Origin of the sequence: Microlunatus parietis, from assembly GCF_013407955.1 — a bacterium.
GTDB lineage: Bacteria > Actinomycetota > Actinomycetes > Propionibacteriales > Propionibacteriaceae > Microlunatus > Microlunatus parietis.
Map to the genome: position 1 here is coordinate 4,458,429 of NZ_JACCBU010000001.1, position 16,244 is coordinate 4,474,672.

The window sequence follows — 16,244 nt, forward strand, 5'->3', positions numbered from 1 at the left end:
GCCGCACGGGGCGGGCTCCCGAAGCAGATCGAGCAAGGCTTCGCCCCGCCGTGCGTCGTCGCCGCCCCGCATTGTCCGAATCCGCCGCATCCCAATCGAGACAGTTGGTCCGAGTTCCCGGACGAGGTGGGCGCCGTGGTGGACGAGACCATGGCGCGGTACCCGATCAACCCGAGGGCGATCATGGTGACGGGCCCCAGCATGGGCGGCTCCGGCACCTGGACCCTGGCTGCCCACTGCGGCGGCAGGTTCACCGCGGCCGCGCCGGTCTGTGGCGGCGGGAATCCCTTGCTGGCTGAGGATCTGACCGAGATCCCCATCTGTGCCTTCCAGCCGCGACCGTTGCACCGGTCCGCGACTGTTGCAACGGTCGCGGGTGCGAGGGACGGTCGCGGTTGCGCGGAATGTGCCGGGATGGTCGCGGGCCGCGGGCTCGCGGCGGCGCGGGTCGAGTGCGGCGGGGTGCGGGGACAAAGGGCGGATCCGGGCTGGTGGTTGGCCGAACGGGCCGGAACCAAGGCTTCAGACGCGGCCGTTGGTTCGGGACGGAGGCGTTCCCGCGGGAACGTCGGTGAGGTGGTGTCGAGGGCAGGGGCCGGGTGGGACGCGGAAGGTCTTCGGTCGCGGCTGCTGGTGTCGGGATTCCTCCACCGGCGTGGTCGTGCAACGTTGTACGTGGGCGTACCGCTCGGCCGGTGGAGGTTTTGCGACAACTCCGGCGGGGGATCAGCGGGAGAAGCGGGCGGCGATGATCGGGCGGCCCTTCTCCAGGGCGTGGCCGAGGGAGACGGTTCGCCAGCCTTTCGCGGTGTAGCGGTCCAGGATCTGGCCGATCAGGTCGTGCCGGTCGAGGGTGTGGGTGACCTCTTCGAGGGCGCCGTCGAGAGTGCCGGCGAAGCCGTCGTGGCCGAGCAGGATGGCGCCGGGGCGGGCGCCCTGCTGAGCCTTCGCGACGCGTTCCTGCTGCGGGAGGTCGCGCCAGTCCCAGGTGGTGGGGCCCCAGAAGACGGGCATCAGGCCGGCGGCTCGGATGCCGCGCCAGTTGGGGAGGGTCTGCCGGCCGTACGGGGGGCGGAACCAGCGGAGTTCGCGGCCGGTCAGGTCGGCCAGTTCCTTCGCCGCATCGGCGGTACGGCGCTCGGTGGCGGAAGCATCGAAGCGAGGCAGGGGCTGGTGGTCCGGGCCGTGCAGGCCGATCTCGTGGCCGGCCGCGACGATCTCGGCGAGCAGCGACGGGTGGCGGCGGCTGCGGGTCCCCAGGACGAAGAAGGTGGCGGTGGCGTTGCGGTCGGCGAGGGCAGTCATGACCTGCTCGGTGCCGACCGGGTCCGGGCCGTCGTCGAAGGTCAGGACGATCTCGGGCGCCCGGGTCCGTACCGCAATGACGGAACCCACCAGGGCCGCCGCCCGTTCGACCACTGGTCGTCCGATGCGCATGACCTTGCGTAACACGGCACCCCCTGACGACTCGCCGCATAGACTACCGGCGGCTGACGTTGGAGGAGGTGAACCGGGGCATGGACCTACGCAGCTACCTCAGTGCACTGCGCAAGAACTGGTGGCTGGTCCTCGTCATCTCCGCCGCCGGTACGGCGATCGCGGTGGCGGCCCTGGTGCTCACCCCGAACACGTACGCCAGCCGCGTCACGTTCTATGTCAGCACCCCGATCTCCGACGGCAGCAATCCGCAGTCGTCCGGCCAGTTCGCGGTGACCCGGGTCAATTCGTATGTCGAGCTGCTGTCCAGCGACAAGCTGGCCCAGGAGGTCGCCCAGGAGGTCGGCTTCGAGGCGCCGCCGGGCAGCCACGAGGACATGATCACCGGCTCGGCCGAACTGAACACGGTGCTGGTCACCGCGACGATCAGCGACGCCGACCCGGGCCGCGCGTTCGCCATCGCGGAAGCCGTCTCGGACAAGTTTCCGGAGATGGTCGACGAGCTGGACAACAAGGGCAAGTCGGGCTCGGCCGTCGTCGTCCTGACCACGGTCTCCGGACCCACCCCGCCGATCGTGGTGGCGCCGAGCCTGCGGATCTACGGCGCGATCGGGATCGGCGGCGGGCTGATTCTCGGTGTGTTCGCTGCGCTGCTCCGGGAACTCCTGAACACGAGCATCCGCAGCCAGGAAACGCTCAGCGAGGTCCTCGGCGCACCGGCGCTGGGCACGATCAACTTCGATCCGACGACGAAGCGGCTGCCGTTGATCATCGGCGAGCAGGCCGCGTCGGCGCGGTCGGAGTCGTACCGTCATCTGCGGACCAGCCTGCAGTTCGTCGACGCGGCCGCCGCGACCCAGGTCCTGTTGATCACGTCGGCGGTGCCCAACGAGGGCAAGACGACGACCTCGGTGAACCTGGCGCTGAGCTTCGTCGAGTTCGGCGACCGGGTGTTGTTGATCAGTGCCGACCTGCGCCGGCCGCGGCTCGGCTCGCTGCTCACGCTGTCCGAGTCGAACGGCCTGACCGGGCTGCTGGTCGGCCAGACCCAGCTGAACGACGCGATCCAGCAGTGGGGCAACAGCCAACTCTTCTACATCGGCAGCGGATCGCTGCCACCCAACCCGTCCGAGCTGCTCGGCGGCGAGCGGATGGCCGAGCTGATGGAACGGCTCCGGGGCCGGTTCGACAAGATCATCGTGGACGCGCCGCCGCTGCTGCCGGTGACCGATGCGGCGGTCGCGTCGGCGCTGGTCGACGGCGTCGTCGTGGTGGTCCGTGACGGGCACACCACCCGGACCCAGCTGACGGCGGCGCGGAAGACGCTGGACGCGGTCGGTGCGCGGATCATCGGCGGCGTGCTGAACATGCGCAAGTCGAGCCGGCGCGAGCAGCGGACGTACGGTGGCGACTCGTACCAGGTGGCCACGTTCAAGGCCCGCCGCAGCGCCGGTCTGAGTTCGGCCGAACCGGACGATTTCAACGACGACTTGGACCAGGAACCGGTCGAACCGCGGCCCGCGCGGGCCCAGCCGCCGGCCGCGGTCACCCGGCTCGAGGACATCGACCAGAACGACACCATCGAGCAGCCGGATCTGGTCAACCGGCTGCGGCAGGCCGAGGCCGGTCAGCCCATCGAGACACGTCAGCCCATCGAGACACGTCAGCTCGCCGAGGTGCGCCGGCCGACCGAGGTGCGCAGGCCGGCTGAGGTACGCCAGCCGACTGAGGTACGCAGGGCCGGCGAGACGCCGCGGCCGCCGGAGGAGTCGATCCGGACCGAACCCGGGCCGGCGGCGGACAACGCCGCGACCGAAGAGACTCCTGCGATCGTTCCGGACGAGGACAGGACGATTCCGGCGCTGTCCCCGGTGACCCCGCCGCCGTCCGCCCGCGAAGCCTAGGCCGGCCGCCAGTCCGTGTAGCCGAGGATCGAATCGATCGCGGTCTCGATCAGGTCCGCGCAGACCCGATAGCCGCGCCGCGGCCCGCCGACCGGATCGGCGAGGTCCTCGGAGTGCGCCGGCGGCTGGCTGGCCCCCTGCATCTCCAGCGCCAGATGCAGCAGTTCCCGGCCGGTCCGCAGCTCACCGTCGCGGTCCGGGTCGTCGACGAACCGGGCGAACTGCAGCAGGGTGAAGGTGCGCCGCCGCGCCGCCGGCTCGACAGCCGCGATCAACTCGCGCTGCCGCTGCTCGGCGGTCAAGATCAGATCCGCCTCGCCGATCAGCTGCCGATTCACCCGGCGGCTGCGGAATCCGGCCGTGTCGATGCCCATCCGGTCCAGGATCTTGGCCGCGTTCGGCATGATCTCCGTGTGCTCGACAGCGTGCGTGCCCGCGGATGAGATCCGCCAGTTCAGCGGCGACTCCGCCAGCCGGGATCGCAAGATATGCTCAGCCATGGGCGATCGACAGCGATTGGCCGTGCACACCATGAGAAGGGTGAAGGCGTCATCCACCGGCGCGCGCCCTCAGTTCCCCCGCATCCGTTGGCCCCGATTCCGTCTGCATGCGGCGATTGTTCCAGTGGCCACGGCCATCCTCGCTACGGGGTTGGTGCTCGTCGGACCGCCCGCGGCGACGGCCGAGATCCCGGGCTTCGCGGAGGCCGCCAACCTCGCCGATGATTTCGATCGGGCGCCCGCCAAGGGCCTCGGCTCGGCGGCGCAGGGCGGCCGGTACGTCGTCGAGGGTGGCGCTGTGACGGTCGGCGGTGACGCCACGGAGGGGTACGCGGAACTGCGGCTGAACCGGCCTGGCTCGGCGGTCGCCGCCCGGCTGCCGGACGTCCGGACGGCCGACCAACGGCTCTCCGCGGTGATCGAACTGCCCGCCCTGCCGGCCGACGGCCACGGCGCCTCGGTGAGCCTGCTGCTCCGGCAGCAGGGCGACGGCGGCTATCTCGCCACGGCCACGGTCTCTCCCGACGGTACGGTCTCGCTCGGCGTCAGCCGGCGTTCCCGCGGCAGCGAGACCCGGATCGGCACGGCGGCCGACAGCGGGGTCCGGGTCGCCGCCGGCCAGCGGCTCGCCCTGGCCGCGTACGTGGCCGGTGATCAGCCGGTCGAGGTCGGCATCCGGGTCCAGCCGGCCGATCGGCTGCCCGGCCGCTGGCTGGTCCGGCAGGACGGTGACGCCGACCGGATCCGTACCGCCGGCGCGGTCGGGTTCCGCGGCTACCTGGCCCGGGATTCCGGGCCGGCCACCGTACGGCTGCACCGGTTGGCCGGGGCGGAACTGTCCCGGTCGGCCGCCCCGGCTCCGGGGGCCGCCGCGTCGGGGCAGGTCGGGGCGCTGCCGGTCGGGGCCGCCGCCTATCCGGTGCCGGCCGGCGCGATCTTCGTGGCACCGCACGGTTCCGACGCGGCCGACGGTTCGGAGGCCGCGCCGCTGGGCTCGCTCGGCCGGGCGATCGCTCTGGCGCCGGCCGAGGCCACGATCGTGCTGCGCGCCGGCAGCTACACCGAACAGATCCACGTCCCGTCCTCGAAGCGATTGACCATCCAGCCCTATCCGGGCGAGGCGGTCTGGCTCGACGGCAGCGCACCACTGACCCACTGGACCCCGGCCGGCACCACCTGGACCGCGCCGCTGCCCGCCGAGTTCTCGTCCTGGGCCAGCCACACCGAAGGCTCCAACGAGGGCGGCTTCGTCAATCCGCGGTACCCGATGGCGGCGCACCCGGACCAGGTGTTCGTCGATGGTGAGCCGCTGGTCCAGGTCGCGGCCGGGACCACCCCGGGGCCAGGCCAGTTCGCCGCCGACTACGCCGCCGACCTGATCATCATCGGCACCGACCCGGGCGGCCGGGAGGTACGGGCCAGCGTGCTCGGCCGGGCGGTCGTCGTCTCCGGCCAGGTGACGCTGCGCGGCCTCGGCATCCGGCGGTACGCGACGTCGCTGCCGCAGATGGGCACCATCTATCTCGGTGGCAGCACCGGGGGCAGCGTGCTGGAGCAGCTGGTCGTCGAGGACAACGCGACCCAGGGCATCTCGGTCGGCACCGGCAACGTCCTGATCGACCGGGTCACCTCCCGCGACAACGGCATGGTCGGCGTCCACGCGGCGTACGCCGACGGGCTGTTGATCAAGGACTCGCTGATCACCGGCAACAACACGGAGCACTTCAACGCGGCGCCGGCCGCGGCCGGGATCAAGATCGGCCGGAGCCGCGGGGTCACGGTGACCGGGTCCCGGCTCGAGGGCAACCTCGGTGTCAACGGGATCTGGCTGGACGAGAGCGTCGTCGGGTTCACCCTGGCCCGCAACACGATCCGTACCGACGACGGGCCGACCGGGATCGTTGCCGAGCTGTCCGACACCGGCGTGATCGCCGGCAACGACATCAGCGGGCCGAAGGAGGGCATCACCCTCTACAACACCGGCCGGGTGGTGATCGCCAACAACCTGATCCGGCACACGACGGTCTGGGACATCGGGCTGACCCAGGACGAGCGGCGCCAGGCCACCCATCCGGTGGGCCGGGACCCGCGGCACCCGGTGCCGGACCCGACCTGCCCCTGGCAGCTGCAGGACCTGACGGTGATCAACAACGTGTTCGCCGGCGAGACGGGCGGTGACAACACCGGCTTCCAGTTCTACGGGCTGGACAAGCGGACCCGGGTCCCGCTGGACGCGATGAACGTCACCGTCGACGGGAACCTGTTCAGCGCGCCGGGCGGCCTGGAGTCCGAACGGATGGCGGCCTGGGGCGGCGACGACAACGAGACGATCACCGTCTACCGGACGCCGAGCGCCCTGGCCGCGGCCAAGAACCCCGCCTGGACCAACCTGATCACCGGCAGCGCCCGGCCGGACGCCGCCGAGCTGGACCGGCTGGCCGGCTCGGCGGTCGCCCTGCCGGACGCGGTGGCGGCGGCGCTCGGCGTACCCGCGGGGACCCGGCTGATCGGCCCGCCGCAAGCCTGATGATCAGAAGGCGCCGCGCTTCGCCACGACGGCGAAGAACGTCTTCCACAAGATCAACAGATCGAGCGTCAGGGTCCAGTTCTCGACGTAGCGCAGGTCGAGGCGCACCGTCTCCTCCCAGCTGAGCAGGGAACGTCCGCTGACCTGCCACAGCCCGGTCAGGCCCGGCGTGACGAGCAGCCGTCGGTGCGCGTGGTGTTCGTACGCGTCGACCTCGGACTGCAACGGCGGCCGCGGACCCACCAGGGACATCGAACCGGTCAGCACGTTGAACAGCTGCGGCAGCTCGTCCAGCGAGTAGCGGCGCAGGAACCGGCCGACCCGGGTGATCCGCGGATCGTCGTGCAGCTTGAACATCAGGCCGACTTCGGGGTGGTTGGCGCGCAGCGCGGCCAGCCGCTCCTCGGCGTCGACGTGCATCGACCGGAACTTCCACATGGTGAACGTGCTGCCGTCCAGCCCGACCCGGGTCTGCCGGAAGAAGACCGGCCCGCGGTCGGAGAGCTTGATCGCCAGCGCGATCGCGATCATCAGCGGACTGATGATCACCAGGCCGGCTCCGGTCATGATCAGATCGGCGCCGCGCTTGACCAGCCGTCGCCAGCCGGTGAAGTGCGGCTGTTCGATCTTGAGCAGCGGCAGCCCGACATGCGGCCGGATGTGCATCCGCGGGCCGGCCACCTCGACCAGTCCCGGGTGCACCAGCAGCTCGATCCGGGCGCCCTCGAGCGACCAGGCGAGCCGGCGCAGATAATCCCGGCTGGTCTGTTCCCCGGTGGTCACGGCGACGGCCTCGCAGTCGAGATCGCGAGCCAGCCGGGCCGCCTGATCAAGATCACCGAAGACCGGCAGCCCGAGATCGCGGGCCAGCGGCACCTCCTCGGCCGGGACGCAGACACCGACCATGCGCAGGCCGGCGTGCGCTTCCCGCTGCAGGACCTCGGAAAGCGAATGGACCGATCCGGTGTGGCCGATCAACAGGGCAGCCTTCACGTTGCGGCCGGCCCGCTGCCGCCGGTGCAGCACCTTGCGGGCGGCGAACCTGGCGATCACGGTCAGCACGATGCCGACCGGCACGGCGACCAGCACCATGCCGAGCACCCCGTGGGCGCTGCGCAGTTCGGCGACGACCGCGGCCAGCACGACGACGGCGATGCCGGCGCGGGCGGTCGCCTGCATCTCGTCGCTGCCGACGCCGATGTTGTGGCGCAGGTAACCCCGGTTCAGCGCGATCGCCATCGGCCAGGCCACCGCAGCGGCCAGCGCCAGCGGCAGCAACTCGGGCCGTTGCTCGTAATGTGCGCCCGTGACGGCATGCCCGATCAGCAGACTGGCCACGCCGACCACGGTGTCGACCAAGATCAACGCCGCGAGGTAGCGCCGGCTCCAGACCTGGAATCGCGGCCCCCGCCGCGGTTCTCGACCTGGTTCAGGCTTGTGCCCCCCAGCCCCGTCCTTCGTCCGTTCGGGCGCGAAAACGCGCTCGACTACAGTCATGTCCCCCCAACTTTCCCCCGAAAGCCCCCCGTCCCCCGACGGGTCAGAATCATGCGTGCCAGGAGGTGCGGACGTTCGATGGTTCAGCCGTCTCGGGCGCGCACGGCGCGGCGCCGAAAAGCTGAGGAACGCCTGAGCGAATCCCCCGAATCTCCAGGCGAATGCAGCGTAACCCGGAATCGGAGCGCGGTCGAGACGTTCGGCGGAATTCCCGCAGAACGGGGAAGCCGGCCTGTTTCAGGAGAGCGTACGGCGGTCGGGCAGCCCGGGCGCTGAAGGCCCACGGCATGATCCGTCGGGCATCCGGACGGGGTGGGGGCGTCTACGGATTGCCCCGCGGTCTCAGCCCGACCACCGTACGCAGCCTGCGGACTCGTCGAGCTTTCCCGGCACCTCATCCAGGCCACGCCAGGGCGGCGGAGCATGAACAGGGCAGCAGAAGGGAACACGTCGAACGGACGCGCTCACCATGGATAGTCCCCCGAGTCTCCATGCGAACCGGCGGCAAGCCACCGACTCACAACTCGGCCCGATCGCCTTGTACGACCGTCATCGCACGCGGTTCCCGGGCCTTGCTGGCTCATCGTACGCAGACCCCAACCGGATCGGCAATCCGGTGACCGCAACCTTTTCGTTATCGATCTCGGCGGCCTCAGGGGGCGGCGATCGGCACCACCAGGAGGTCGGTGACGGTCCGGCGCGAATAGTCCCGCTCCTCCTGCGACGAGGATCCGGTCGACGCGAGCAGCAATTCGTAGCGAAGTCGGAGGGTGAGCGTCCTGGTGCCCGGCGGCAACGCGGGCAGGAAGAACTCCTGGCCGTACGAAGCCGGCGTCGAGATCAGGAAGCCGGGCACGATCGGAGCCTCGTCGACCTCGGGATCGGGTGCTTCCACCGGCTCGGTGTCGTCGCGCGCGTTCATGCCGATGGTCAGCTTGGACAGATAGATCTTGGGCTGGCTTTCCGCCTTCGGCGTCGAGGCGGACGCGGTGACGCGGAACGGTTTGATCGCTCCGGCGGTCCACTCCCGGGTCGGCAGTGTGGTCCGATACTCGACCCGCAGCTCGAGATCGTCCGTCTCCAGCCGGTGGCTGAGCTTGCCCGACCTGAGGTCGTTGCGGACCGCGGTCTCCTTCTTCTTCTCCGCCGGCGGCTCGGTGGTCTGCGAGACCGACGGGATCGGGCTACCCGGGGCTGGCCCCGGCACCACGGGTTGCGGTTGGCTGCAGCCGACGACGGTCAGCAGGACGAAGATGATCATGAACGACAGCCTGCGCGAGGCCATGGTGGGTGCTCCTCCGGCGCCGCGCCGAGCCGGCCCCCCTGACCGGCCCGGCGCACACCTGATCAAGATCATAAGCACGGATTCGAGATCGCGGGCGAAAATCGGGAGAGGTGAACGCTTCACCGGGCCGGCGATGAACGCGGCAAGAAAGCAAAGATCACGTTTTGGTCACGGTCAAGCAGGTCCTGAGGGTGCGGGGTTAGATTGCATTTGCTCGACGGCCGAGGTGTCATGCATCGCCGTCGACGGGGGGGGAAATCTGGTCCGTGCGACGGACCGATGGGGGATATCGGGGGAAGTTCTCATGGCACGACCCGTGCTGCGCGCACGCCCGAATTCGGTTCGCCGATTCTGGGTGCTCGCACTTGTTGTGGTGCTCGGAATGTCGATGCTGGTCGCCACCGCGCCACCGGCGGCGGCCGTGTGCACCGGAAATGCGGTCGTGTGCGAGAACCAGAAAGAAGGCACGCCGCGCACCGAATGGGATATCAGCGGGGTTGGTGACGAGTCCATTCAGGGCTTTGCGACCAAGATCAGCGTCAATGCCGGGAGTCGGATCGACTTCAAGATCGACACCGACGCCCGCAACTACAAGGTCGAGATCTATCGGCTCGGCTACTACGGTGGCGACGGCGCCCGCGAGGTCGGGTCGGGAACGCTGCGGGCGGCGCTGCCGCAGCGCCAGCCCGCCTGTGCCACCGACCCGGCGACGGAGATCTACGACTGCGGCACCTGGGCCATCTCGGCATCCTGGGACGTGCCCGCCGACGCCGTCTCCGGGGTCTACATCGCGCGGCTGATCCGGTCCGACACGTTGGGTGATTCGCACATCCCGTTCATCGTCCGGCGGGACGGCAACACGTCCGACGTGCTGTTCCAGACAGCGGACACCACCTGGCAGGCGTACAACACGTACGGCGGCTCGAATTTCTATCAGGGCAAGGACAATGGGCGCGCTTACAAGCTCAGCTACAACCGTCCCTTCAGCACCAGGGGAGTGGTGAACGGGCGGGACTTCCTGTTCGCGAACGAGTACCCGATGATCAGGTTCCTGGAGTCGAACGGGTACGACGTCTCCTACGTCTCCGGACTGGACACGCACCTCGACCCGGCCTTGATCACCAAGCACAAGGTGTTCCTCTCGGTCGGGCACGACGAGTACTGGTCCGAGGCCCAGCGCGACCACGTCAAGGCGGCCCGGGACGCCGGCACCAACCTCGCCTTCTTCTCCGGCAACGAGGTCTATTGGAAGACCCGGTGGGAGCCGTCGCAGGACGGCACGAACACGCCGAACCGGACGCTGACCTGTTACAAGGACACCTGGGCCAACGGCCCGATCGACCCGGTGCAGGCCACGCCGACCTGGCGTGATCCGCGCTTCGGTGACCTCGGCCACGGGCCGGAGAACGAACTCACCGGAACGCTTTATCAGGCGAATTCGGTCGACCTGCCGATCACCGTGAATGCGCAGGAAGGAAAATTGCGACTCTGGCGGAATACGACGCTGGGCAGTCTGCCCAGCGGCAGCCAGGTCGAGCTCGCGCCACACACCGTGGGTTACGAGTCGAACGAAGACCGGGACAACGGATATCGACCTACCGGATTGATCCGGATGTCGACCACGGTCGGCCCGACACCGGAACTCCTACAGGATTTCGGAAATGTCGTAACTCCCGGAACCACGACGCATCATCTGACCCAATACCGGGCCCCGAGCGGCGCCCTCGTTTTCTCCGCCGGCTCCATCCAGTGGGCCTGGGGCCTCGACGAGAATCACGACGGCCAGGTCGAGCCACCCGATCAGCGGATCCGGCAGGCGACCGTGAACATCCTGGCCGACATGGGTGCCCTGGCTGGGACGATCGCTCCCGATCTGGTCCGGTCCACCAAGTCGACCGACACGACCAAGCCGACCAGCACGATCACGGCGCCCGCCGACAACGCCTCGATCCCGTCCGGGACCATGATCACCGTCAAGGGCAAGGCGTCCGACGTGGGCGGCCGGATCGGCGGTGTCGAGGTCTCGGTGGACGGCGGCGCCACCTGGCACCCGGCCGAGGGTCGGGAGGATTACAGCTATTCCGGGATCCTGATCGGACGCGGCGCCGGGGCGGTTCAGGTCCGCGCCGTCGACGACTCGGGCAACCTGCAGGCCACGCCGACCAAGATCACGGTGCGATCGGATTGCCCCTGCACGCTGTTCGGCGCCCTGACCCCGACCACGCCGAGCACCGAGGACGCCACCCCGGTCACGCTGGGCACCCGGTTCACCGTCAACCAGGGCGGCTTCATCACCGGGATCCGGTTCTACAAGGGGCAGCGCAACACCGGCACCCACACCGGCACGCTGTACGACAAGGCGGGCGCCGTGCTCGCCACGGCGACGTTCAAGAACGAAAGTCAGACCGGCTGGCAGACGGTGCTCTTCTCGTCCGCGGTGCCGGTCACCGCCGGGCAGGAACTGGTCGCCGCGTACCTGGCGCCGAACGGCGGCTACGCCGCGGACACCCGCTTCTTCTCCTACCGGGGTCACACGTCGGGGGTGATGACGGCGCCCGGCGGGCCGGACTCGCCCAACGGCGTATTCGTCGGCGGCGAGGGCTTCCCGCGGGAGAGCTATCTGCAGACGAACTACTACGTCGACGCGATCTTCTCGCCGACGGACACGACGCCGCTGGGGGTCACCTCCAGCTCGCCGGTGGACGGTGAGACCTCGGTACCGTACGACACGTCGCTGGTGATCGACTTCTCGCGTGACGTCGCCGCCGACTCGGTCCGGGTGACGCTGCTCGACGGCGAGAACCGTCAGATCACCGGCACGGTCACCCGGGAGACGGCGCGCCGGTTCGCCTTCAAGCCAACGCAGAACCTGGCGCCGGCCACCCGGCTGACGGCGTCGGTGATCGCCACGACCACGGACGGACAACCGATCCCGGCGCCGTACCAGTGGGTCTTCACCACGGCCCAGGCACCGCCGCCGACGGGCAGCTGCCCGTGCACACTGTTCGCCGACACCGACCGGCCGGCCGACGGGCCGGTGAATGATCGGCAACTGCTGGAGCTCGGCATCGCCTTCCGTTCTTCGATTTCCGGCGTGATCACCGGGGTGCGGTTCTACAAGGCCCCCGGGAACGCCGGGCAGCACCAGGTCTCGTTGTGGAGCGCAACCGGCAGCAAGCTGGCGACCGCCGTGGTCACGAACGAGAGCACGGCCGGCTGGCAGCAGGCGAACTTCGCCAACCCGGTGCCGGTCACCAAGAACGTCACCTATCTCGCGTCGTACACGTCGCCGAACGGGGTCTACTCGGCTCAGACCGACGGGCTCGCCGCCCCACGGGTCCGAGAACCGTTGCGCTCCGACGAGCGCGCCGGCCGGTTCCACTATGGCGATGCGGCACCGCTGTCGCCGTCGGACGCCAATTACTACGTGGATCCGGTGTTCACCACGGATCCGACCGCCAAGCCGGTGGTGCAGTCGGTCGCACCCGGGGATGAGGCTCGGTCCGTGCCGACGACCACGCGCGTCACCGTGAACTTCGAGAGCCTGATCCAACCCGGTTCGGCGGTGATCACGCTGACGACGGCCGGCGGCCAGACGGTCCCCGGCACGGTGGCGGGCGAGACCTCGAACTCGGCGGCGACGTTCACGCCGAGCGATCCGCTGCAGCCCGGTACCGGTTACACGGTGACGGTGAGCGGAGCCCGCAGCCTGTCCGGGGTCCCGATGGCTGCGTCGTACACGTCGACGTTCACCACCTCCGGTGCCGGCGCGTGTCCCTGTTCCTTGATCGACACCAGTACGGTGCCGGTGATCGACGACAGCGGCGACGATCGGGCGGTCAGCCTCGGGCTGCGGTTCACGGCGACGGTCGACGGCTACGTGTCCGGGCTGCGGTACTACCGGTCGGCGGCCAACACCGGCGACCACCGCGGATCGCTCTGGACCGCCGACGGGGCGCGGCTGGCGTCGGTCACGTTCGCCGAGGGGCCACCGGGCTGGCAGACCGCCTCGTTCGACACGAGCGTGGAGATCACGGCCGGCGATGAATACGTGGCGAGCTACTTCGCGCCGAACGGACACTATGCGGTTGCCCTCGGTTACTTCGACCAGCCGGTGATCAATCCGCCGCTCGAGTCGGTCGGTGGCGGCGGGGTGTACGGGTACGATTCCGACCGGTTCCCGTCCGAGAGTTGGCAGAACAGCCACTACTTCGTCGATGTCGTGTTCCGGACGGACGACACGTCCGGCCCGGCCGTGACCAGCGTGGCCCCGGCGGCCGACTCGTCCACGGCGAAGATCAACACCGCGGTCACAGCGCGGTTCCGGCGTGCGATCGACCCGGCGACACTGCGCTTCGGTCTCGCGGCCACCGGCGGAGCGGCGGTGAGCGGCCAGACGACGTACGACGCCGAAACCCGGACCGCGACATTCCGGCCGGCCACCGCGCTCGCGTATGCGACGTCCTACACGGCCACGGTCACCGCGAGCAGCGCGGCCGGCGTGGCCATGACCTCGCCGTACGTCTGGAAGTTCAGCACGACCTCGGCGCCACCGACCGGCGAGGAGGTGAGCCTGTTCCCGGCGTCGGCGACGCCGGAGACCCCGGCCTGGGACGACACCGACTCGGTCGAGGTCGGCGTCTGGTTCCGCTCCACGGTGGCCGGCGTCGTGACCAAGATCAAGTTCTATGCCGGTCCGGGCAACACCGGGAGCACGGTCACCCTGTGGGCGGCCAACGGCACGCCGCTCGCGACGGGTACGGCCACCGCGACGACCACCACCGGGTGGCGGGAGGTCGAGCTCGACACGGCGGTGCCGATCACCGCGAACACCCTCTACGTCGCCAGCTATCGGGCCGCGGTCGGACGCTATGCAGTCACCGGCGGTCAGTTCAGCGGCGGCCACACGTCCGGCCCGTTGTCCGTGCCCGCGGGCGGCGGCGGGTACCGCTATCCCAGCGGCTTCCCGGGCACGACCACGAACACGAACTACTGGGTCGACGTGATCATGGTGGTCCCGCAATGACGGGGGTCGTACCAAGGGTCGCCGTCGTCGGCGCCGGCTACTGGGGGCCGAACCTGATCCGAAACTTCCTCGCCTCGCCGGACTGGGACCTGGTCGCCGTCTGTGATCTCGACGAGGCACGGGCCCGCCGGGTGATCGGCAACCGGACTGCCGTCGACGTCGAGACCTCGGTGGACCGGCTGCTCGCCCGGCCCGACCTGGACGCGGTCGCCATCGCCACCCCGGCCCGGACCCACGCCTCGCTGGCACTATCGGCGTTCGCGGCCGGAAAGCATGTGCTGGTGGAGAAGCCGCTGGCCGAGAGCGCGGCGGACGCGGAACTCATGATCGACAGCGCGCGCCGGGCCGGCCGGGTGCTGATGATCGATCACACGTACTGCTTCACGCCGGCCGCGCGGTACATCAGGGACACGATCGAGGCCGGCGACCTCGGCGACGTGCTGTACGTCGACTCGACCCGGATCAACCTCGGCCTGGTCCAGCCCGACGTCGACGTGTTCTGGGACCTCGCCCCGCACGACCTGTCGATCTTGGACTTCGTGCTGCCGGGTGGGCTGCGGCCGGCTGCCGTGTCCGCGGTCGGCGCGGATCCGTTGGGCACCGGCCGGGCCTGCATCGGTTATCTGACGATGCCGCTGCCGTCCGGCGGTTCGGCCCACGTCAACGTCAACTGGCTGTCCCCGACCAAGATCAGGCAGGTGGTGATCGGGGGCAGCCGGCGCACCCTGATCTGGGACGACCTCAACCCGCAGCAACGGATCTCCGTGTACGACCGCGGCGTCGACCTGACCGGGCCGGCGGCCGACGTCGGCGAGCGCACGGCCCGCGCAGTGTCGTACCGGATGGGGGACATGGTGGCCCCCGCCCTCGGCGAACGGGAGGCGCTGGCCGCGATGGTGGCCGAGTTCGCCGCCGCGATCACCGAGCGGCGCGAGCCGAGCACCGACGGCACCGCCGGGCTGCGGGTGTTGTCGATCTTGGAGGCGACGTCGGCGAGCCTTGCCGCGGCCGGCGCACCAGCGCCGGTGCAGGACCACTCAGCGTCGATGATCAAGGAGTATGCATGAGCAACCCCAACCAGCTCGAGGGATCGGTCGCCCTGGTCACCGGCGGCGCCGGGACGATCGGGTCGACCCTGGTGGACCAGCTGCTGGCGGCGGGCGCGGCCGAGGTGCGGGTGCTGGACAACCTGGTCCGCGGGCGCGAGGACAACCTCGCCGACGCGGCGGCGGACCCTCGACTGACCATGATCATCGGCGACATCCGGGACCTGGACTGCGTGGACGCGGCGACCCGGGGCTGCGACCTGATCTTCCACCAGGCGGCGATCCGGATCACCCAGTGCGCCGAGGAGCCGAGGCTGGCCCACCAGGTGCTCGTCGACGGCACCTTCAACGTGGTCGAGGCGGCCGCCCGGCACCGGGTGCGCAAGATCATCGCCGCGTCGTCGGCCTCGGTCTACGGGCTGGCCGACGAGTTCCCGACCACGGAGGCGCAGCACCCGTACCACAACGACACGCTGTACGGCGCCGCGAAGACGTACAACGAAGGGCTGCTGCGCAGCTACCACGCGATGACCGGGCTGCCCTTCGTCGCGCTGCGCTACTTCAACGTGTACGGCCCGCGGATGGACGTACACGGTCTCTACACGGAGGTCCTGGTCCGGTGGATGGAACGGATCGAGGCCGGTCAGCCGCCGATGATCTTCGGCGACGGCAGCCAGACGATGGACTTCGTCTACACCACCGACATCGCCCGGGCCAACGTGCTGGCGGCGATCAGCGACGTGGACGCCGGCGTCTACAACATCGCCAGCGGGTCGGAGACGTCGCTGCGGGACCTGGCGACGGCGCTGCTGGTCGCGATGGGGTCGGACCTGCAACTCGAGTTCGGTCCGCAGCGGACCGTGAACGGCGTCCGCCGCCGGCTGGCCAGCACGGTCGCCGCCGCACAGGACCTCGGCTTCGGCGCTCAGGTCGGCCTGGCCGACGGCCTCCGCCGGCTGGTCGCCTGGTGGCGGGCCGACCAGGCCAAGATCGACTCCGCCGATCCGGTGCCGGTGAGCTGA

9 protein-coding genes are annotated in these 16,244 nt (G+C 69.9%); 5 read left to right on the forward strand and 4 right to left on the reverse strand.

Annotated elements, in window-relative coordinates:
* Nucleotides 1-726: 726 nt before the first annotated feature.
* Nucleotides 727-1,437: a polysaccharide deacetylase family protein gene (locus tag BKA15_RS21460; protein WP_179754187.1), complete on the reverse strand. Its 711-nt coding sequence runs from the start codon at nt 1,435-1,437 to the stop codon at nt 727-729.
* An 80-nt stretch (nt 1,438-1,517) separates the two neighbouring features.
* Between BKA15_RS21460 and BKA15_RS21465 the strand changes: the two genes are divergently transcribed.
* Nucleotides 1,518-3,341, forward strand: a complete 1,824-nt coding sequence (locus tag BKA15_RS21465; protein ID WP_179754189.1) for a tyrosine-protein kinase domain-containing protein — start codon at nt 1,518-1,520, stop codon at nt 3,339-3,341.
* Here BKA15_RS21465 and BKA15_RS21470 read toward each other — a convergent pair.
* Entirely contained in the window at nt 3,338-3,874 is a 537-nt protein-coding gene (locus BKA15_RS21470; RefSeq protein ID WP_281385532.1) for an arsenate reductase/protein-tyrosine-phosphatase family protein, read from the reverse strand. The genes BKA15_RS21465 and BKA15_RS21470 overlap by 4 nt on opposite strands.
* 91 nt (nt 3,875-3,965) lie before the next feature.
* Between BKA15_RS21470 and BKA15_RS36970 the strand changes: the two genes are divergently transcribed.
* Nucleotides 3,966-6,368, forward strand: coding sequence for a right-handed parallel beta-helix repeat-containing protein (locus BKA15_RS36970; protein WP_179754193.1), 2,403 nt, complete (start codon nt 3,966-3,968; stop codon nt 6,366-6,368).
* Between the two features lie 3 nt (nt 6,369-6,371).
* On the opposite strand, the gene BKA15_RS21480 is transcribed toward BKA15_RS36970, so the two are convergent.
* Both BKA15_RS21480 and BKA15_RS21485 read right to left on the reverse strand, forming a co-directional pair.
* Nucleotides 6,372-7,865 (reverse strand): sugar transferase, encoded by a 1,494-nt coding sequence (locus BKA15_RS21480; RefSeq protein ID WP_179754195.1) that lies wholly within the window; start codon nt 7,863-7,865, stop codon nt 6,372-6,374.
* Between the two features lie 652 nt (nt 7,866-8,517).
* Entirely contained in the window at nt 8,518-9,150 is a 633-nt protein-coding gene (locus BKA15_RS21485) for a hypothetical protein (RefSeq protein ID WP_179754197.1), read from the reverse strand.
* A 304-nt stretch (nt 9,151-9,454) separates the two neighbouring features.
* On the opposite strand from BKA15_RS21485, the gene BKA15_RS21490 reads away from it, so the two are divergent.
* Genes BKA15_RS21490 through BKA15_RS21500 form a run of 3 tightly spaced genes read left to right on the forward strand, consistent with a single transcriptional unit; the run spans nt 9,455 to nt 16,244 of the window.
* Nucleotides 9,455-14,176 (forward strand): DUF4082 domain-containing protein, encoded by a 4,722-nt coding sequence (locus tag BKA15_RS21490; protein WP_179754199.1) that lies wholly within the window; start codon nt 9,455-9,457, stop codon nt 14,174-14,176.
* Nucleotides 14,173-15,243, forward strand: a complete 1,071-nt coding sequence (locus BKA15_RS21495; protein WP_179754201.1) for a Gfo/Idh/MocA family protein — start codon at nt 14,173-14,175, stop codon at nt 15,241-15,243. The genes BKA15_RS21490 and BKA15_RS21495 overlap by 4 nt, the downstream gene beginning before the upstream one ends.
* Nucleotides 15,240-16,244 (forward strand): NAD-dependent epimerase/dehydratase family protein, encoded by a 1,005-nt coding sequence (locus BKA15_RS21500; RefSeq protein WP_179754203.1) that lies wholly within the window; start codon nt 15,240-15,242, stop codon nt 16,242-16,244. Before BKA15_RS21495 ends, BKA15_RS21500 begins: the two co-directional genes overlap by 4 nt.

Coding starts and splice junctions, on each gene's coding strand:
- BKA15_RS21495 (WP_179754201.1), top strand. CDS start 14,173: ATGACGGGGGTCGTACCAAGGGTCGCCGTCGTCGGCGCCGGCTACTGG.
- BKA15_RS21485 (WP_179754197.1), bottom strand. CDS start 9,150: ATGGCCTCGCGCAGGCTGTCGTTCATGATCATCTTCGTCCTGCTGACC.
- BKA15_RS21465 (WP_179754189.1), top strand. CDS start 1,518: ATGGACCTACGCAGCTACCTCAGTGCACTGCGCAAGAACTGGTGGCTG.
- BKA15_RS21500 (WP_179754203.1), top strand. CDS start 15,240: ATGAGCAACCCCAACCAGCTCGAGGGATCGGTCGCCCTGGTCACCGGC.
- BKA15_RS21480 (WP_179754195.1), bottom strand. CDS start 7,865: ATGACTGTAGTCGAGCGCGTTTTCGCGCCCGAACGGACGAAGGACGGG.
- BKA15_RS21460 (WP_179754187.1), bottom strand. CDS start 1,437: ATGCGCATCGGACGACCAGTGGTCGAACGGGCGGCGGCCCTGGTGGGT.
- BKA15_RS21470 (WP_281385532.1), bottom strand. CDS start 3,874: ATGGTGTGCACGGCCAATCGCTGTCGATCGCCCATGGCTGAGCATATC.
- BKA15_RS21490 (WP_179754199.1), top strand. CDS start 9,455: ATGGCACGACCCGTGCTGCGCGCACGCCCGAATTCGGTTCGCCGATTC.